General features: G+C 68.1%; 12 protein-coding genes and 2 tRNA genes. 13 read left to right on the top strand and 1 reads right to left on the bottom strand.

Annotation, left to right across the window (positions count from 1 at the left end):
- The 7 genes from C6I20_RS15100 to C6I20_RS15070 all read left to right on the top strand — a co-directional run bounded on the left by C6I20_RS15100 (position 1) and on the right by C6I20_RS15070 (position 12212).
- Positions 1-909: an alpha/beta hydrolase gene (locus C6I20_RS15100; protein ID WP_118397473.1), complete on the top strand. Its 909-nt coding sequence runs from the start codon at positions 1-3 to the stop codon at positions 907-909.
- Between the two features lie 88 nt (positions 910-997).
- A complete protein-coding gene (locus C6I20_RS15095) occupies positions 998-9589 on the top strand; it encodes an isopeptide-forming domain-containing fimbrial protein (protein WP_118397470.1) in 8592 nt (2863 codons plus the stop codon).
- Between the two features lie 50 nt (positions 9590-9639).
- Entirely contained in the window at positions 9640-10425 is a 786-nt protein-coding gene (locus C6I20_RS15090; protein WP_118397467.1) for a carbon-nitrogen hydrolase family protein, read from the top strand.
- Positions 10422-11477, top strand: a complete 1056-nt coding sequence (locus tag C6I20_RS15085) for a hypothetical protein (RefSeq protein ID WP_118397464.1) — start codon at positions 10422-10424, stop codon at positions 11475-11477. Before C6I20_RS15090 ends, C6I20_RS15085 begins: the two co-directional genes overlap by 4 nt.
- Before the next feature lie 42 nt (positions 11478-11519).
- Positions 11520-11608, top strand: a tRNA-Ser gene (locus tag C6I20_RS15080).
- A 1-nt stretch (position 11609) separates the two neighbouring features.
- Positions 11610-12041, top strand: a complete 432-nt coding sequence (locus tag C6I20_RS15075) for a hypothetical protein (protein WP_118397461.1) — start codon at positions 11610-11612, stop codon at positions 12039-12041.
- Positions 12042-12125: 84 nt separating this feature from the next.
- Positions 12126-12212: transfer RNA gene (locus tag C6I20_RS15070), tRNA-Ser, on the top strand.
- A 278-nt stretch (positions 12213-12490) separates the two neighbouring features.
- On the opposite strand, the gene C6I20_RS15065 is transcribed toward C6I20_RS15070, so the two are convergent.
- A complete protein-coding gene (locus C6I20_RS15065; protein ID WP_162891361.1) occupies positions 12491-12832 on the bottom strand; it encodes a VanZ family protein in 342 nt (113 codons plus the stop codon).
- A gap of 215 nt (positions 12833-13047) precedes the next feature.
- On the opposite strand from C6I20_RS15065, the gene C6I20_RS15060 reads away from it, so the two are divergent.
- From C6I20_RS15060 to ppc, 6 genes are all read left to right on the top strand, one after another.
- Complete coding sequence (locus C6I20_RS15060) at positions 13048-13791, top strand: MBL fold metallo-hydrolase (RefSeq protein ID WP_216822909.1); 744 nt, start codon at positions 13048-13050, stop codon at positions 13789-13791.
- Between the two features lie 44 nt (positions 13792-13835).
- A complete protein-coding gene (locus C6I20_RS15055; RefSeq protein ID WP_162891360.1) occupies positions 13836-14090 on the top strand; it encodes a hypothetical protein in 255 nt (84 codons plus the stop codon).
- Positions 14091-14214: 124 nt separating this feature from the next.
- The gene (locus C6I20_RS15050; protein ID WP_118397450.1) at positions 14215-15663 is read left to right on the top strand and encodes an MFS transporter; all 1449 of its coding nucleotides are present in this window, start codon (positions 14215-14217) and stop codon (positions 15661-15663) included.
- 9 nt (positions 15664-15672) lie between these two features.
- On the top strand, positions 15673-15936 hold the full coding sequence (locus tag C6I20_RS15045; protein WP_118397448.1) for a hypothetical protein: 264 nt from the start codon (positions 15673-15675) through the stop codon (positions 15934-15936).
- A 108-nt stretch (positions 15937-16044) separates the two neighbouring features.
- On the top strand, positions 16045-17301 hold the full coding sequence (locus C6I20_RS15040) for an HNH endonuclease signature motif containing protein (protein ID WP_118397445.1): 1257 nt from the start codon (positions 16045-16047) through the stop codon (positions 17299-17301).
- A 101-nt stretch (positions 17302-17402) separates the two neighbouring features.
- The gene (gene ppc / locus C6I20_RS15035) at positions 17403-20228 is read left to right on the top strand and encodes a phosphoenolpyruvate carboxylase (protein ID WP_254052160.1); all 2826 of its coding nucleotides are present in this window, start codon (positions 17403-17405) and stop codon (positions 20226-20228) included.
- The last annotated feature ends 49 nt before the right edge of the window (positions 20229-20277 follow it).

Genomic DNA, 20277 nt, shown 5'->3' with positions numbered 1-20277 from the left:
ATGAGCCGCGTCGACACCCGCTTCGCCTCGGGGCCCGGCTGGTGCGCGGGCTGGTGGTTCGAGCCGGCCGCCGCCCAGAGCCGCGGACCGGTCATCGTGATGGCGCACGGACTGGGCGCGGTCAAGGAGATGCGGCTCGACGCCTATGCCGAGCGGTTCGCCGCCGAGGGCTATCGGGTGCTGGTCTTTGACTATCGCCACTTCGGCGCCAGTGAGGGGGAACCGCGCGGGCTGCTCGACATCGCGCGCCAGCTCGATGACTGGGCCGCGGCGCTGCACCACGTACGTTCGCTGCCCCAGGTCGACGTGGAACGCATCGTCCTGTGGGGCACCTCGTTCAGCGGTGGGCACGTCATCGAGACCGCAGCGCGAGACGGGCAGATTGCGGCAGTCATCTCGCAGGTCCCGTTCACCGACGGGTTGTCCTCGCTGCGCGCGCTCGGGCTGGTCAGCACCGCGAAGGTGTCGGTGCTCGCGCTACGTGACCTGCTGCGCGCCGCGCGCGGAGCCGACCCCTTGCGGGTCCGGCTGGTCGGTGGTCGGCGGGACGCGGCACTCATGACGGCGCGTGATGCCGGGCCCGGGTTCGAGGCGCTCATCCCGGCCGGTCGGGATCTGCCCGACAGCGTCGCTGCGCGCATTGGGCTGCGCATCGCGATGTACTACCCGGGCCGGGCTGCCGCCTCTCTGGAGTGTCCCGCCCTGTTCTGCATCGCGATGAAGGACAGCGTCGCGCCGGCGCGCTCGACCATCTGGCACGTGCGCAAGGCTCGGCACGGCCGCATCAAGCGCTACCGCACGGGTCACTTCGACGTCTACCTCGAGCCATGGTTCGATCAGGTCGTCGCAGATCAAATAGTTTTTCTCCACGACACCTTTGGCATGGCTATGCGGGATCACTCGGCATAGTCTGATCGGACGATTTCTGCGTCGCGCGAGTGCACAACCGGCTCCCTGCACCCTTCGCAGTGTTTGATAGTTCTCGGGAGTTGATGGCATGAGCCAAACAGGGGTTATTTTTGCGCGCCGTACGCGGCGCACGTTTTTTCCCGGCGGACGGCGGCTGACGGTCGCTGTGGCCGCGGTGCTGGCGTTGAGCGGACTGGCTGTCGTCACGACGTCGGCTCCCGCATCCGCGGCACCGGTCAGCATCACGGTGGACAAGTCGGCGCCCGCGACGGTGCTCGTCGGCTCGCCGGTGACCTACTCGATCAAGGCCAGCAATCCGGCCGACGACGGTGACAGCGACTTCCAGTACAACCTGACGTTCCGTGATGTCCTGCCGGCCGACGTCGAGTACGTGTCGACCTCCGCCCCCGCAGGACTCGACGCCCCCAAGCAGATTCCCGAGGTCGACGCCGCGGGTGATCCGACCGGTCGGACGATCCTGATCTGGAGCAATGTCGCTGATCTGCCCGACGGGTCCGACGTGACGCTGACCTATCAGGTCAAGCCCGATCCGATCGCCTACCCGGTCGGTTCGGAGGTCACCAACTCGGCGACCGGCTACGCCAGTGGCGACGAGCGGACGCTCGCCAAGTTCACCCCCCAGGGCGACTTCATCGCCAACAGCGACATCAGCCAGGCCGGCGGCACCGCCACGACGGCCGTCACCGCGATCTCGCTGAAGAAGACCGAGCCGAGCTCGGAGGCCGAGCTGGTGCGCGGCGTGCACGACCGCACCACGACGTACAGCCTCGAGGTCACCAACAACGGCGTGAACCCGACCGACACGATCGTGGTCGTCGACTACATCCCGGCGGGGCTGGAGTTCCTGGGCTGCGGACAGGTCGACAACAGCGCGGCAGAGGAATACACGAATTCGGGTGGTCTCGACGGCACGCCTGCGGTCCCCGACTGCCTGACTGCCTTCTCGGTCACGACGGTCGACAGCAATCTGCCCACCGGCTACCCGGCTGGCGTCTACACGCGCGTCGAGTGGCGTCTGCCGGCCGATCTGGCTGCTGGCGACACCTACACGATCACCTATGCGGCGGGCATCCCGCTTCTGGAGAACGCGATGCCGGCCGGCTCGGGATTCGTCTCGACCGCCAACCTCGACAACAACACCGGCAGCTCGACCCGGGAGACCGGCGGCGAGATCGCGTACACCAACCGAGCAGTGGCCAGCGGCCTCTACCAGGGCCCGAACGTCGCCGGTGACTCCAACGTCCCGGTCAGTGACAAGGCTACCGAGACCGTCACGTCCGAGGACATCGCGGTCGCCAAGTCGATCAAGGACTCCAACAAGTTCAGTCAGGGCGACGAGGCCCAGTTCGACCTCCTCGTGCGGACCAGCGAATACACCGACGGCTCGGACATCGTGCTGGTCGACACCCTGCCCGACGGCCTGTGCCCGTCTGATGCTCCGGGGACGACCTACACGTCGACGGCCACTGCGGCGGCCACCGGTTCCTGCGAGCCGGGCACCGGCGGCAATGATGCGATCCAGACCGTCGACTTCGTGGACGGCGTCTTCGTCGTCACGTTCAAGGCGTTCGATCTCAGCGCCGCCAACGCGTCGGTCACGATCAGCCACAAGGTGCGTATGCGCACGACGTACAACGGCGACCCCGAGGAGACCGCGGCCGGTGACACGTTCACCAACCGGGTCGCACTGACCGGCACGACGAGACCCATCGGCGACACCTCCGAGACCGGCACCCAGGCCGTCAAGGACACCTCGTCGGCGACCCTGGTGTCGGACGCGCCGCTGCTGGACAAACGGATCCTCAAGAACACCGCCGCCCCCCACTCGTGCGACGACGACACGTGGTCGGCCGACCCGGCCGACGGCAACTGGCGGAACACGCAGGCCGAGCCCGGCGACGACCCGTTCACGATCGGCTCGCGGGTGTGCTTCCAGGTCCGGGTCACGTTCCCGACCAGCACCTCGACTCGAAAGCCCGTCATCACGGACTACCTGCCGGACAACCTCGCCTATGAGCCCGGCTCGTTCGAGCTCGTGGCCGGAGTCAACACTGCGCAGTTCACGGTCGACCCGGCGACGATCGACACCGCGTTCGCCGACGGCTCCGCCTCCTTCCGTCCGGGTGAGGTCCTGGGCGACGCGCGCTATGTCGAGAAGGGCGACGTCTTCGCCTTCCGGCTCAGCGCGATCGTGCAGAGCAACGACAAGGCTGTCGTCGACGTGCAGGGCAACCTGGCCAAGCTGCGCTGGACCAACCGCGCCGGCCGGGTCTCCTCCCTGCGCGACAAGGTTGACTTCCAGACGCCACCGGTGACCCCGGTCGGCATCAGCAAGACCGTGGCGAAGACCGACCCGCTCGGGGTCTACGCCGACAGCCAGATCGTCAAGCACGGCGACGTCGTGCGCTACAAGGTCGAGGTCGAGAACCTCGGCACGGCGGCCAACGGCAACGCGATCCCGGTCTCCGACATCGCAGTCTGGGACGTCCTCCCGCCCGGGTTCACGTGTGACGACGTCGCGGTGATCACCGATGGCGGAGTCTGCACCGATCCGGCCGATGTGCCGGGGCACCCGACCTTCGCCGGCAATGACACGCTGAGTGCGATCGTGTGGACCCTGCCGGGTCCGATCGCCGCCGGTGCCACCGACTCGGTGACGTACGACGTCACAATCCCGACCAACACGAGCGTCGACACGACCTACCTGAACGTCGCCGCGGTCCAGACCTACACGACCCCGACGAACCTGGCCGACGTGTCCGCGAGCCACTACCCGGCCGACAACATCAAGAGCGACCTGGACGCCGACCTGGTCGACGCGCCGGTCGCGAGCGACACGGCCTTCGTCAAGCTCCCGCCCGTGAAGCTGGCCAAGGCCAACACGACCTCGGTCAACGAGACCAACAACGGCGCCAGCGATGCGGTGCCGGGCGAGACCGTCACGTACGCGATCCGGGCCACGATCCCGGCGCGCACCACGGTCTACAACGGGGTCCTGACCGATCCGCTGCCCAACAACCTCGACTTCGTCAGCGCGACCGCGGGCTACTCTGCGGCCGGAGCCACCCCGGCGACCGACCCGCTGCCGGCCTCGACAGCACTCAACGCCACCAACGGCACGCTCACGCTGCCCGCGACGTGGACCAACGCAACCGACGAAGATCAGGTCTTCCAGGTCAACATCGTGGCCAAGGTCAGGGCCAACCAGACCGCGAACGCCACCCGGGTCAACACCGCGACGTTCAGCAGCAAGACGCTGCTCGGCGGACTGATCGCCGTCCCAGACGTCGAAGCCACCTCGACCGTCAAGCTGGTCCACCCGCTCCCGGCGCTGACCAAGACGCTGACCACGCCGCCGGTCCAGGACACCAAGCCCGTCATCGGCGACAGCCGTGAGTACGTGCTGACCGCGTCCAACGCCGCCTCACGCCCGACGCTGTACGACACCGTCGTCATCGACTGTGTGCCGGCAGGCCTCACGGTCACGTCACTGCCGGCGGCAGCGAGCCAGGCTGCCTCAGCAAGTGGCGATGCGTGCGCGTCGGTGCCCGGCACCGGCACGACGATCACGTGGGCCGTCGGCGCCATCGCCGGCGGCGCGTCCACAACCCTGACCTACACCGTCACGGTCGGCAACGACGCGGCCGGCGGGCGGGCGTACAAGAACGTCGCGACCCTCACGGGCAGCTCGTTGAACGACGGCGGCAACACCTCCGCCACCGAGCAGGTGCTCTCGGCGACCGATGACAAGACGCTCACGGTGCCCGGCGCGACGGTGACCAAGACCATCGAGGACTCGACCCTGATCGTCGGCGAGCGCGCCGAGTACACCGTCTCGGCGACGTTCCCGGCGAGCACGATCTTCTTCGACGCCTCGGTGATCGACACGCTGCCGCCGGGTCTTGACCCGACGAGCCTGACGACCAGCTCGGTGACCTGCACCTACGCGGACACGACCGCGTGCGCGACTCCGTCCAACGGCACGGCTCTGGCCGCCAGCGGTCAGACCGTCGGCTGGTACTTCGGCGACCTCCCGTCGGACGCCCGCGCGCGCACCGTCACGATCACCTTCTCCGCCGAGGTGGTCGACAACTGCACCACAGTCGCCACGACCGCGTGCAACACGATCGGCAAGGTCCGCTCGAACACCGCGAGCGCCAAGTGGAACCTGACCAACAAGGACGAGCCGGCCAACGCGGGCACCGCCCTGGACAAGACGGCCACCTCGGGTGCGGTCACCTACACGGTGCTGGAGCCCAGGACTGCGATCACCAAGTCGGTCGTCGGCACGACGCCGGCCCCCGGCGACGTGTTCACCTACTCCGTCACGGCCTCCAACCCCGGCGGCGCCAACGTCAGCGACGCGCACAATGTCGTGGTCGAGGACGTCGTGCCGGTCGGAGTCGTCGTCGACACCGACACCATCACCGGTGGCGGCACGTACGACAGCGACTCGCGCACCATCACGTGGGACGTCGCGGTCCTGACCGCCTCGGGCGCGGGCAGCACGACGACCTTCACCTACCAGGCCAGGCTCGCCGCAAGCTCGACGCTCGCCGGCACCGCGCTGACCAACACCGCGCAGGTCACCGAGTTCGAGAGCCTGCCGGCCGACGGCCGGGAGTACGTCGGACCGAAGGCGACCGCGAAGGTCACCCCGAAGTTCCCGCACGTCACGATCGCCAAGCGGGTCGTCGGCAGCGACGTCTCCTACGTCGGTGCTCCGCAGAACTTCGAGATCGCCGTGACCAGCGACGGCGACTCGCCGGCCTATGACATCGCGGTCTCGGACCTGCTGCCCAAGAACTGGGTGTTCAACAGCGCGACGGTCAAGGTCGGCGATGCCGCGGCCGCGCCGATGGCGCCGACGACCGATGACGAGGGTAACCCGCAGACCATCGCCTGGACGGGGCTTGCCTCGACAGGTCTAGCGGTCGACAAGACCATCGTCATCACCTACACCGCGACACCGCTGACCGGCGCCCTGACCGACGCCGGCGCTGGCTCCGCCACGGCGCACACCAACACCGCCTCGGTCACCGCCGAGGATGCGACGGATGCCGGTTCAAGCGGTGCGGGCAGCTATCACGGCGGCCCGGCTTCTGCCACGGCACGCATCCACTCCGCGGATCTGGCGATCGTCAAGACGGTCGACCCTGACGACACACCCGTCGCGGGCGAGTCGTTCAGCTGGAAGATCGCGGTCAGCAACGCCGGCGACGATCCTGCGGTCGGCCCGATCGTGGTGACCGACCAGATCCCGGCCGGCATCGCGGACTTCTCGATCACCGGCAACGGCTGGACCTGCTCGGCCGCGACGGACACCTATTCCTGCACCCGACCCGGGCCGCTCGCGGCCGACGCCGACGCTCCCGTGCTGACCGCGACGGGCACCGTCAGGTCTGACCTGCCGGCCGGTACCGACATCGTCAACCGGGCATCGGTCGACGCGCGCACCTATGACCCCAACCCGGACAACGACGAAGACACGGTCAAGGTCGTCTCGGAGACGTTCGCCGACCTGTCGATCATCAAGGAGCTGACCGGTGAGGTGACGGCGGGCGAGGAAGCAACGTGGACCCTCGACGTGACCAACCTCGGTCCGTCGACCTCGCGGGCTCCCATCACTGTCACCGACACCCTGCCCGCGGGCTCCACCTACGTCTCCGCCGGCGGCGCGGGCTGGGCCTGTGACGAGGACGGCGGTGTCGTCACCTGCACGCGCGACGCCAAGCTCCTGGCCCTGGCCAGCGCGAGTCAGATCGTGATCGACGCAAAGATCTCCGCGACGCAGACCGATGAGGTCGTCAACACCGCCAAGGTCAGTGGCACGACGCCCGAACCTGCAGGCGAGGTCGCCGAGAACAACAACACTTCGACGACGCGCGACGACCCGACGCGCACCGCAGACCTGTTCCTGCAGAAGACGCTCAAGGGACCGGGTGCCGCTGTGGCCGGCTCCCCGGCGACCTATGTGCTGGACGTGTCCAACAACGGACCGTCGACCGCGACGGGTGTGGCGATCACCGACACCCTGCCGGACTACCTCTCCTTCGTCAGCGGCGGCAACGCCGACTGGACCTGTGACAACACTGATCAGGTCGTGACCTGCGATCTGGACGGATCGCTCGGCGTGGGCGAGGCCGCGGCGACCAGCGTCGAGATCATCGTCGACGTCAGGTCCGACTACACCGGCGAGATCGTCAACAAGGCGACCGCGACGGCGACCGAGGACCCGGTCGGCTCGACCGACGACGACGTCAACACGCCCGAGCTGTCCTCAGACCTCAAGGTCACCAAGGCGCACCGCGGCAATGCCGTGGCGGGTGAGCCGATCACCTACGCAGTCATCGTCACCAACAACGGCCCCTCCGACACCGCCGGCCTGATCACGGTCGAGGACACCGTGCCGGCCGGCATGACCTACAACAGCGTGAGCGGTGCGGGCTGGACGTGCTCCGTGGACGCGGGGACGGTGTCCTGCGAGAACCTCGGCGGCATCGTCGACGGCGGCTCGCTCACGTTGGCGCTGAAGTTCGACGTCGGCGTCAATGCCGGCCCGGCCGTCGTGCACAACATCGTCACGGTCGACGGCCCAAACGCCGACCCGACGCCAGGCAACAACTCGGCCTCGGACCGCACCGTCATCGACGACGAGGCCAATGTCTCGATCACCAAGACAGCCAACGTGGAGACGATCGACGCGGGCGGCTCCATCACCTGGACCATCCAGGTGACCAACGACGGACCGTCGACGGCCGATGGCGTGTCCGTCGCGGACCTGTTGCCGTCCGGTGTCACGGTCGTCTCGGTCAGCGGCACCGGCTGGACGTGCGACCAGGCGCCGCTGGGCTGCACCCGGACCCACCTCGCCCCTGGCGAGGCTCCGGCGATCACGGTCGTCACGAAGGTGGGCAGCGGCGTCGACGCCGACACCGAGCTGACCAACAGCGCCACGGTGTCCACCGCGACACCGGGCGACGACGACGATGACAACACCGCCGAGGACACAGTCACCGCGACGACCAACGCCGACCTGACTGTCACGAAGTCCCACACCGGCACGCCGGTGGCGGGCACGGACTTCACGTTCACGATCACGGGTCACAACAACGGCCCGTCGGATGCGCGTGGCCCCATCACGCTGATCGACCAGCTGCCCGTCGGCATGACCTACGTGTCGGCCAACGACGCGTGGAGCTGTGTCGCGGCCGAGATCGACGACGACGGCCAGGAGGTCGTCTGCACGTTGGTCTCCGGTGGCCCGGTGCTTCCGGGTGCCGATGCTCCGGCGCTCGACATGAAGGTCGACATCGCCGCGGACACGTCGGGCGTGAAGCTCGACAACGGCGTCACGGTGAGATCGGTGACGCCGGACCCCGTGGACAACAATGTCGCGTCCGACACCGTCACGCCGACCGACGAGGTCGACCTGTCGGTGAAGAAGAGCCACACGGGTGCGGTCGAGATCGGCGAGCGGCTGACGTTCACGATCGACGTCACCAACGACGGACCCTCCGAGGCCCGCGACGTCGAGCTCGCCGACGCGTTGCCCGACGGGCTGATCTTCGTCAGCGCCGAGGGCGACGGCTGGACCTGCGACGATGCGGGCACCTGCACGCTCGACGACCCGCTGGCACCCAGCGCCGACGCCGCGCCGCTCAGCGTCGTGGTCGAGGTGACCGCCGACGCCTACCCGGGCGTCAAGAACAAAGCGACGGTCAGCACGAGCTCCGAGGACACCGACGACAGCAACGATGCCGCGACCGATGATGTCGTCGTGCCGCCCAAGGTCGACCTGAGCGTCGTCAAGGAGCTCGTCGGCGAGCTCGAGGTCGGCACCGAGGGCACCTACACGCTGACGGTCCACAACGATGGGCCCACAGCGGACCCGGGTGTCGTGACCGTGACGGACGAGCTGCCTGCGGGCCTGACGTACGTCTCCGCGGAGGCGACCGGTTGGGAGTGCGCTGCGGTCGACCAGCTCGTCACCTGCACCCGCGACGGCGATCTCGCCGTCGACGCGACCGAGGCGATCTCGTTGACCGTCGACGTGGGTGCCCTGGCGTACCCGACGGTCTCCAACACGGCTGCGGTCAGCACGGCGGCGGACGACACCGATCCGGACAACAACACGTCGACCGTCACCGTGCCGGTGACCGGCAGCTCGGTGCTCCAGATCGACAAGAGCCTGACGAGCCAGACGGGCACCACGGCGGTCTGGGACATCACCGTCACCAACATCGGCCCGACCGAGACGACGGGGCCCATCACGGTGGTCGACAAGCTGCCCAAGGGGTTGTCCTACACCAACGCCAAGGGCGCGGGCTGGTCGTGCGACATCGACGGGCGCACGATCACGTGTGTGTTCGACGAGACGCTGGCGGTGGATGACTCCGCGTCGTTCACCATCACGACGAAGATCACTGCGACGGACGGCGGCAAGATCGTCAACACAGCCTCGGTCCAGGGCGGCAACGTCTCGGCCGGTGGTGTGCAGGGAGTCTCCGACGCCACCGTCACGGCTCCGCAGCCGGACGGGCTGCTGCCCGACACCGGCGGCGCGGCGCTGTGGCTGCTCCTGCTCGGACTCAGCGGCGTGGCGGCCGGCACCATGCTGGTCACCCGGCGCCGTCCGAGCGTCGGTCAGCACCGCTAGCTCGATGCGGCCGGCCATCCTTTGAGGTCCCACCTGAAAGGATGGCCGGTATGCACGTCGCACTGGTCCAGCTCACCTCGGCGATCGACTCCTCGGTCAACCGGGACGCGATCCGAGGACAGCTGTCGGCGCTCACCGCCGAAGACGGTCTCGACCTGGTCGTCCTGCCCGAGGCCGCGATGCACGACTTCGGCCCGCCGGACCTGGATCTGGCGGCCGTCGCCGAGCCGCTCGACGGGTCGTTCGTCGACCTGATCGGTCAGGAAGCGCGGCGGCTCGGCACCACGATCGTGGCCGGGATGTTCGAGCAGACCGACGGCCTGCCGTACAACACCCTGGTCGTGGTGGGGCCTGACGGCTCGCTGCGCGACACGTACCGCAAGATCCATCTCTACGACTCGTTCGGCTATCGCGAGTCCGAGCGCCTCCGGGCCGGTGAGATCACGCCGGTCGTCGTCGAGATCGCGGGAGAGCGGGTGGGGCTCATGACGTGCTACGACCTGCGGTTCCCCGAGCACGCCCGCGCGCTGGTTGATGCTGGCGCCGTGAGCATCGTGATCCCGGCCGCGTGGGTCGCCGGTGAGCGCAAGCTCGAGCACTGGCGGACGCTGCTGGCGGCACGGGCGATCGAGAACACGGTTCACGTGCTGGCAGCGGCGCAGGGTGGGGCACGCTACACGGGTCATTCCTTGGTTGTCGATGCATGGGGCTCTATCGTGGGCGAGGCGGATTCCGCCCCCGAGATCATCCGCGCCAACCTCGATCCCGAGGACCTGGCGCAGGCTCGGGAGGTCAATCCGTCGCTCGCCAACCGAAGGATCCGCCCCACATCATGAGCCGCGCCCCCAAGGGTGGACGTCGTCGTCTCGACGCCTCCGTCCCCCCGGAGTACGACCTCCCGACTCGCGAGCCGCGCATCGATTCACCGCGCACCGCCCGCACGTTGATGTTGCTGGTGTTCATCGCCTGGCTTCTCGGGACCGCTGGTGCGGCGACGTCGGTGGTCGCGGTCGGCACGCCGAACTGGGTCGAGCGTCCGTCGGCGGCCCTCCTGATGATCGTGTTCGCGGTCGGGCTGACTCACCGCGGCGGTGGTCACATGCGGATCTGGTTCCCGATGACGGCGGTGCTCGGCGTCCTGGCGGTGGTGCTGGAGGCCAATGTGCTGCTGGCCGCTTCGGCCGCAGTGACCGCCGTGCTGGCCGCGGTCTGGGCGGTTCTGGTCACCCGACCGGCCGAGACGCTGGTGCGCGCCATCGGAGAGTACGTCCTGGCCCTGGTCGTCGCCCTGAGCGGCACGGTCGGCGTGGCGGCGTGGAACGCTCCGGTCAACTACCAACGATTCAACCTCATCGTGCTGACGGTCTCGCTGGGATTCGCGATCACCCTGGTGTGGAACCTCGGCGCCGGCCTGCACGGGCTCGGCCGGCAGAACCTGGCGATCCTGCTGGGCGTCGCGGCGCTGGTGGTCATGGTGCTGGCCTACAGCAGCTTCGTCCGCACGCACGGCTCGCAGTCCGTGGTCCAGGGGCTGAGCGATCTGGTGATCTGGACCCGTCAGACGTTCCAGGGCGTGCCGCGACCCGTCGAGGTGTTCATCGGGTTCCCAGCGCTCCTGGTGGGCGTCTCGCTGCGATCCAAGCGACGTGAGGGGTGGTGGGTCCTGGTCTTTGCGGTCATCGGCACCGCCGTGCTCACGACGTCGTTGGTCACGCCCGGCGCCTTCCCGACGTACATCGGGCTCTCGACTCTCTACTCGAGCATCCGGGGGCTCCTGGTGGGCCTGGCGCTGCGCCGCCAGTTCATGAAGGAGCGGTCCTCGCGTGCGTCCCGGGCCGTCGCCCCCGTCGCGCGGGTCGAGCCTCCGCGATTCGCGCCGTTGAAGTAGTGCCATAATCGTTGCGGCGCAGCACTCCGGTGCTGCCACCCAGGAGGGGTGCCGGAGCGGCCGATCGGAAGCGCCTTGAAAGCGCTCGCTGGCAGCAATGTCAGCCGCGGGTTCGAATCCCGCCCCCTCTGCTTGAAGACCTATCGACTCGACCGCCGGTTCGCGCTGCCCGCTGTCGGCATCAGCCTGATCATTGCCGGACTCGCGGCGGCGCTCGCGTTCGTGCTGTCCTCCGTCGCCGCGCTGGCGTGGATCTTCGGCGTCGGGGCGGTCCTGGCCCTGCTCAACGGCCTGCGCACGATCGCCTTCCCGCCCACGGTCGTCCGGCTCGATCCTGCGAGTCTGCGGGTTGGTGGCCAGCTGACCGTGCGGCCGGTCGACATCCCGTGGCTCGACATCGAGGACGTCACCGTCGAGGGCACGAGGCTCCTGATCGACCGCGGCGATGGTCAGGTGCTGGTGTTCCCGTTGGCGTATGTGGGCGCTCGCTCGGGTGAGCTGCTCCGGGAGATCTACGACGGGCTCAACTCAGCGAACGGATATCGGCGGTTCGACCCGAGCTGATTCGAGGCTCACCATGGTCCCGATTCGTCTCCTGTGCCTCCGGGTCGGTATCCTGATCCGGTTGCCGGTTTCGATCGGCAGCGGGGAGGTGTCGCATAGTGGCCTAGTGCGCCCGCCTGCTAAGCGGGTTGAGGGTCAAACCTCTCGCGAGTTCAAATCTCGCCACCTCCGCCGAAAGGCGAGAAGCAAAGATCAAAATGACCAGTCACTCACGTGGCTGGTCATTTTGCGTCGTGAGAACTAAGGAGCTCGCTCCGCTACGCGAGCCGGTGCGGCCGTCCGGGAAAGCCCGGAGGCCGACAACCCGACCGGACCAGCCACTCACGTGGCTGGTCATTTTGCGTCGTGAGCACTTAGCAGCTCGCTCCGCTACGAGAGCCGGTGCGGCCGCCCGGGAAAGCCCGCAAGCGGACGACCCCGGCCCGGAGACCAGTCACGCAACGCATCAGTCACCCCACGCGCCCACACACCGAGCGTCGTTGAGCGACGAAGACACCGGCGGCACCCAGGGCGGCGCCCGTCGTGTTGGCGATGACGTCCTGCCAGGCTCCCGTGCGACCGGGGAGACCCAAGCCCTGGGCCAGCTCGATCGCTCCCGACAGTGCGAAAGCTGCTGCTGCGACGCGATGCCATCCGGCACGCCGGGCGACCAGCATAGACAGGATGCCGAGCGGGACGAACAGCACGATGTTGGCGCCGAACTCGAGCGGGGAGTACCACCAGTGGCCACCGAGCCCGAGTGCCTCGTCGACATGCCTCGGCCAGAGCCCGATAACGGCCAGGGCGGTCAAGTAGAGAGCAAGCCCGGCGACGGCAATAGGTCGCGATGGCCGCGTGGGGCGATCGTCCTGGGTTGCCACGGGTCAGGGTAGCGCGAGAAGGCTCACGCTCGTACGAATGAGGTCGCGTGGATATTGGCGTTCGGGTCTTTCGGCATCGGCAATTCCGACAGGATTCACCTATGCGAGTCACCCACCTGAACTGCGGATCCATGCACCCTCCGACGATGTCCGAAGTCATCTGTCACGTGCTGCTGTGCGAGACCGATGACGGCCTGGTGCTGGTCGACAGCGGGCTGGGCCGGCACGACTTCGCCGACCCCAAGCGCATGGGGCCGGCGCGACTCATGCTCCGGCCCGAGCGCGACGATGCCAAAACGGCAGTGGGCCAGATCGAGGCTCTGGGGTTTCGCGCCGATGACGTCGCGCACATCGTGCTGACCCACATGGACTTCGATCACATCGGCGGCGCCGCTGACTTCCCCGGAGCCACGATCCACACGACCGCCGACGAGCACGACTGGGCAGTCGTCAATCCCAACCTCACGTCCAAGCTGCGCTATGCGCAGAAGCAGTGGGCGTACGGGCCGACCTTCCAGACGCACGCCGGGCCCGGCGACCCGTGGAAGCACGGTTTGTCCGGCATCGAGGTGCTCCCGGGCATCACCTACGTCCCGATGCCTGGTCACACACGCGGTCACGCGGCGGTCGCGGTCGACGCGGGTGAGCGGGGACTGCTGGTGCATGCCGGCGATGCGGTGTTCGACGCGAGCTCGTACGCGGCGACCTCGCCATCGGGGACGCCGCTGACCAAGGTCCGCCGGATGCGGGCATTCGAGACGGCCATGGCCGAGGACCGCAAGAGGATCACCGGCAACCACGCGGCACTCCGCCTGCTCAATGACGAGGACGGCATCACCGTGCTCAACGCCCACGACAAGCGAATCTTCGACGACCTCGTCTCCGCCTGATGGGCCGTACTGGTCAACGGCTGCGGCAGCGCACGGTCAGGTCGATGAAGCAGAGCGCTGCCAGCGGACGGACCAAGGCCTCTGCGACCCGCCGAGCACTACGTCACGGCCGGCGGTGCGCTTTCGTATGCGACGAGGCCGAGGCCGCGGCTCGGCGCGGTGAGACCGCGATCGGCTATCGGGTCTCGGCGGAGTCCGACGATCCGGAGTCGGCGTACGGCGTCTACGTCAACCCGGCGAAGTCTGCGCTGTTCGCGGTCACCCCGGCCGACCGGGTGGTCGTGCTCGCTGAAGGCTGAGCCTGGGGTGACCAGACGCACGTGATCTGGACATAGCGATCCGGAGGATGACTCCGTATGGTTGGTTGCGCGGAGCAATGATCTCGGTCCGCGCCCAACCGAAGAACATCTCTGGAGTATCCCTGTGTCCACGTCGACCCGACGCACGCATTACTGGCTGACCTTCGTCGTCCTTGCCGTCGCGGTGTCGTCGTACTCGCTCATGCAGTCCTTGACCGTCCCGGTGCTGGCCGAGATCGAGCAGCAGCTCAACACTGACCAGACGACCGTGACGTGGGTCCTGACCGCCTATCTGATCTCGGCGTCGGTGTTCACGCCGATCATGGGCCGGCTCGGCGACGCGTACGGCAAGCAGCGCCTGCTCGTCCTGTCGCTGGTCGCGCTGTCGCTCGGCTCGCTCCTCGCTGCGTTGGCGACCAGCATCGGTGTGCTGATCTTCGCCCGGGTCATCCAGGGCATCGGCGGTGGCGTGCTGCCGCTGGCGTTCGGCATCATCCGCGACGAATTCCCCCACCACAAGGTCGGTGGGGCCGTGAGCGTCGTGTCCTCGCTGCTGGCCGTCGGCTTCGGTGCCGGCATCGTGCTGGCCGGACCGATCGTCTCCGGACTGGGCTATCACTGGCTGTTCTGGCTGCCGTTCATCGTGACGCTGGTCGCCGCCGTGGCCGCGGTCTTCCTGGTGCCGGAGTCGCCGGTCCGTACGCCGGGCCGCATCTCGTTGCTGCCCGCGGTGCTGCTGTCGTCCTGGCTGATCGCCCTCCTTCTCGCGCTCAGCGAGGCGCCCAAGTGGGGCTGGGGATCCTCGCGGACCATTGGGCTCCTGGTGCTGTCGGCCGTCCTAGTCGTGACGTGGATCCGCGTCGAGCAGCGCTCGGCCTCCCCCCTGATCGACATGCGGATGATGCGCCTGCCGGGTGTGTGGACGACGAACCTCGTGGCCCTGCTCGTCGGCGTCGGCATGTACGCGTCGTTCGGGTTCATCCCGCAGTTCAACCAGACGCCGACCGCCAACGGCTACGGATTCGGGTCGAGCGTCACAGACTCGGGCATCCTGATGCTGCCGTCGGCCATCGCGACGTTCATCGCCGGACTCATCGCGGCATCGATCGCGCGGCGGGTGGGTCCCAAGGCCGTCGTCGTGTTCGGCGCAGCCCTCGGCTCGGGTGGCATGTTCATGCTGGCGTTCTTCCACGCCGAGCGGTGGCAGGTCTACGTGTCCAACGGGATCGTCGGCCTGGGCATCGGCCTGGCGTTCGCCTGCCTCGCGGGCCTGATCGTCGGCGCGGTTCCCCCGGAGCAGACCGGCGTCGCCAGCGGCATGAACGCCAACATCCGTACGATCGGCGGCTCGATCGGCACGGCGATCATGGCCAGCATCGTCACGGCGCACTTCCTGCCCAGTGGCTTCCCCAAGGAGATCGGCTACACGGCCGGTTTCGCACTGCTCGGTGGCGCGCTGCTGCTCGCCGCGCTGGCGGGCCTGGCGATCCCGCGTGTCTCCGGCAAGCAGTACGAGGACGACCTCGAGCAGGAGCCGTCCGCTGGATCTGTGCGTGAGTCGATCGACGCCTAGGATCACGGTGTGAGCCACTCCGCCACCTTCTTCCGCGACGGGTCGGGCCGACTCGTGCTGTTCCAGGCGCCCAATGCCGCGATCTGGGTCTTCATCTTCGCCACGGTCGCGCGCTGGAGCCCGTACGACGGACGCGATGCCGAGCTGCGCTGGATCGGCTCCGGCGCGCTGGTGGTGTGGGGTCTGGACGAGCTGTTGCGCGGAGCCACTCCGTTCCGGCGAGTGCTCGGCGTGGGTGTCCTGGCCTGGCAACTGTGGCGACTTCTCGCCTGACGTACAGTCCTCGTGGCCATTGTTGCACTCGGCTCGGACATCCATAATCTGCTTGAATTTCAGTGGAAAAGTCTTGTCTTCGAACGTGTGTTCGAGTAGTATGGAGGCATGAATTCCCACCCGACGATCGACGCGATGCGCACCGCCGCGCAGGTGCTGTCGTCGGGTGACGTGCGGGACAAGATCCGGGCGGTCCAGTGCGCGCAGGACGCCTTGGATGCGGCCAAGGCGATGTTGCTGGCCGAGCTGGAGGCGTCGAAGGATTACGAGATCGATGGCGCGTCGACGTTGAACACGTGGGTCCGCAACCAGTTGCGGCTCAACCCGGGTCAGGCCACGGTGTTGGTCAAGAATGTGGTTGCTTTGCGGGACCTGCCGCTGATGGCCGGCGCAGCTATGTCGGGGCAGATCAGCGCCGCCCATGTGCGGGTGTTCGTCTATGGACTACGCCATGTGGGGTTGGAGCCGATGCGCCAGTTCGAGGACGTGCTCGTCGACGTCGCCTCCCACCATGAGCCGGCCGAGCTTTTCGAGGCCGTCAAACACTTGAAGGACACGATCCATCCCGAAGATCTCGACGATGCGTGGGAGCGGGGCATGGACAAGGAAGACATCGCCGTAGACGCCCTCCCCGACGGCTGGCACGTCACGGGTTTCCTCAACACCGTGACTGGCGCCAAGCTCAAGAAGGTCCTGGACTCCGTGTCGGCACCACACGATGCCGAGGACACCCGAACGGGTGCGCAGCGCCGGGTCCAGGGGCTCGATGACCTGTTGACCGACATCCTGGGCAACGGGCTCCCCTCCGACAAGGGCGTCAAACCGCACCTGTCGGTGTTCGTGGACGCCGACACCTTGGAAGCGGCTGCTTCGCATGTGAAGGCCACGACCGAGAACCCACACCTGATCCCCGACCCGATGCCCGCCACCGAACCCGCCAAGCTCGCCGGACATGGCGCGATCGGACCAAACCTGTTGATGTATTTGCTGTGTGTCAGTGACTTCACCGCGTTCCTGATGAAAAACGGCGGCAGCGACCGCCAGGCGCAGGTGCTGAACGCCGGCACCGCGAAGTACCAACCCAACCTGCTGCAACGCAGGTCGGTCATCGCCCGTCAACACGGGGTGTGCGCGACGCCGGGCTGCCACCACACCCACCTGGAGATCCACCACAGCATCTGGTGGTCGTTGGGCGGACCGACAGACCTCGACCTCCTGGTCGGACTGTGCACCCGCTGCCATCATCTGCTGCACCGTGGTCGTCTCAACATCACCGGCAACGCGGTCGACGGATTCACCTTCACCACCAAAGCCGGCCGCACCCTCCGACGCCGACGACGAAGCAACTACCGCCAAGCCGCCTGACCACACGTCCGGCGGCCCACAGGCACGCACGCCGACCCGCTCGCAGGGAACAGTCGTCATCCGAACATACGGACGCAACATTCGCGAGGCAGACTAGACGCGTGACGCCTCAGAGCCGCTTGACCACCGAAGAGATCCTCGAGTCCGACCGCCGCCAGCCAGACGCTGCGTCATTCGGAGGAGGGGTGTCGTCCGACGTCGAGCACACCTCCTTGCGCGCCTCGGTGCGCCAGCTCTCGGCCCTGCTGGGTGAGGCGCTCACCCGGCACGAGGGCGCCGACCTGCTGGCCCTCGTCGAGCGGGTGCGCGGCCTCGCCCGCCAGCCCGACGACGTCGAGCTGCATCGAGTCCTCGACGGCATCGACTCCGGTACGGCCGTGGTCCTGGCCCGCGCCTTCACGGCGTACTTCCAGCTGGTCAACACGACCGAACAGCTGCACCGGTGGCAGGAGCTCGCGGCCGACGGCGAGGGACCGCTCTCCGCGGCCATCGGACGCATCGACTCGGCCCTGACGGACGGAAGCCTGTCTCGCGACCTGCTCACCGAGGTGCTCGGCCGGATGGAGTACCGGCCGGTGTTCACGGCACATCCCACCGAGGCCAGCCGCCGCAGCGTCCTTCGACTGCTGCGCAAGGTCGCCGAGACCATCCGCGTCATGGAAGACCCCCGACGGCCAGCGGCGGAGGCCCAGGCCGACGAGCGTCGGCTCGCCGAGCTGGTCGACCTGGTGTGGCAGACCGACGAGCTGCGGGTCGTTCGCCCGGAGCCGTCCGACGAGGCGCGGACCGCCGTCTACTACCTGCGATCGATCGCCTCCGAGGTCGTGCCGGGCCTGCTCGCCGAGCTTGATCGCCAGCTCGACCGCATCGCCGTGGCGCTCCCGGCCACGGCTCGGCCGTTACGGTTCGGCACGTGGGCCGGCGGTGACCGCGACGGCAACCCCAACGTCACGCCGGCCGTGACCCTGGAGATCCTGCATCTGCAGCACACCTCGGGCCTCTCCGAGCTGATCGGGATGGTCGACGAGATCCTCACCGAGATGACCGCCTCGACGCGAATCGTCACGGCCACCGACGACCTGCTCCGCAGTCTCGAGGCGGACGCCGTCGCGCTGCCGATCACGTGGGAGACGATCCGCCGCCTCAACGCCGACGAGCCCTACCGGCTCAAGCTGAGCTTCGTCCGCGTGCGGCTCATGCGGAGCCGGGACAGGCTGGTCAACGGCACACCCCACGAGCCGGGCCGCGACTACCTTGCGTTCGACGAGATGGTCAACGACCTCATGCTGGTCCGCGACGCGATGTTGGCCGGCAACGACGAGCTCACCGGCAACGGCGGAATCCTGCGGCTCATCCGCACGGTCGTGGCCTTCGGAGCGGGGCTCGCCACGATGGACGTGCGCGAGCACAGCGCCAAGCATCACGCCGCCCTCTCGCAGCTGTATGCGCGTCTCGGCGAGATCGACTACGCGGCCCTCGAGCGTCCCGAACGCATCCGGGTGCTGTCGCAGGAGATGGCGTCCGTCCGACCACTGACTGGCGTCGGTGTCGGCGGGCTGGGTGATGCCGCCGCGGCTTCTCTCGGGCTGCTCGAGGTCATCCGCGAGGCGCTCGACTCGTACGGTCCCGAAGTCATCGAGACCTACATCGTGTCGATGACCCACGACGTGGACGACCTGTTCGCGGTCGTCGTCCTCGCTCGAGAGGTCGGGCTCGTCGACTTCACCGGCGACGAGGTCAAGGCCCGCATCGGGTTCGCGCCGCTGTTCGAGACCGTGGCCGAGCTGGAGGCTGCGGGCCCGCTGCTCGATGCACTCCTCGGCGACCCGTCCTACCGACGCGTCGTGACGGCGCGCGGTGACGTGCAGGAGATCATGCTGGGCTACTCCGACTCCTCCAAGGACGCCGGCATCGCCGCCTCGCAGTGGCAGGTGCACCGGGCGCAACGGGCCCTGCGCGACGTCGCGGCACGGCACGGCGTGGTACTCCGGTTGTTCCACGGACGCGGTGGATCGACCGGTCGCGGGGGTGGACCCACGGCCGAGGCGATCATGTCGCAGCCGTACGGGAGCCTCGACGGACAGATCAAGATCACCGAGCAGGGCGAGGTCATCTCCGACAAGTACGCGTTGCCGGGCCTGGGTCGGCAAAACCTCGAGGCGGCGCTCGCCGCGGTTCTCGAGGCGTCGGTGCTGCACCGCAAGTCGCTGCTGCCGGCCGAGCTGCTCGACGGCTGGAACGGCACGATGGACCTCGTTGCCGAACAGGGCAAGCTGGCCTATCGGGCGCTCGTGGGCGACCCCGACCTCGTACGGTTCTTCGTCGCTGCGACACCGGTCGACGAGCTCGGCAAGATGAACATCGGCTCGCGCCCGGCCAAGCGTCCCGGCGGTGAGGGTGGCCTCGACGACCTGCGGGCGATTCCCTGGGTCTTCGGCTGGACGCAGTCGCGCATCATCCTGCCCGGCTGGTTCGGAGTCGGGTCAGGGCTGGCGGCGGCGTTCGACGACGGCCGTGGTGAGACGCTGCAGGAGATGTACGGGTCGTGGGCCTTCTTCCGCACGTTCATCTCCAACGTGCAGATGACGCTCGCCAAGACCGACCTCGACATCGCCGCGGAGTACGTCCAGGCGCTCGTGCCGGACGGTGCCCGCGGTGTGTTCGACACGATCAAGCGCGAGCACGAGCTCGCGGTCGAGCAGGTGCTGCGGGTGACAGGTGACGCGACACTGCTGGAGGCGGCGCCGGTGCTGCAGCACACCCTCGAGCTGCGCGACCTCTACCTCGCGCCTCTGCACGCGCTCCAGGTCTCCCTCCTGCGGTCGGTGCGAGCCGTGCCCGACGGCGAGGAGCCCGACGAGGACCTGCAGCGGGCTCTGCTCCTGACCATCAACGGCATCTCGGCCGGCCTCCGCAACACCGGCTGACCAAACCGCAAGATGTGGGCACTTCCCGGGACATTCCACAATGGAAATG

Source organism: Aeromicrobium sp. A1-2 (genome assembly GCF_003443875.1).
Classification (GTDB): domain Bacteria; phylum Actinomycetota; class Actinomycetes; order Propionibacteriales; family Nocardioidaceae; genus Aeromicrobium.
This window is presented reverse-complemented; position numbering and strand designations above follow the sequence as displayed.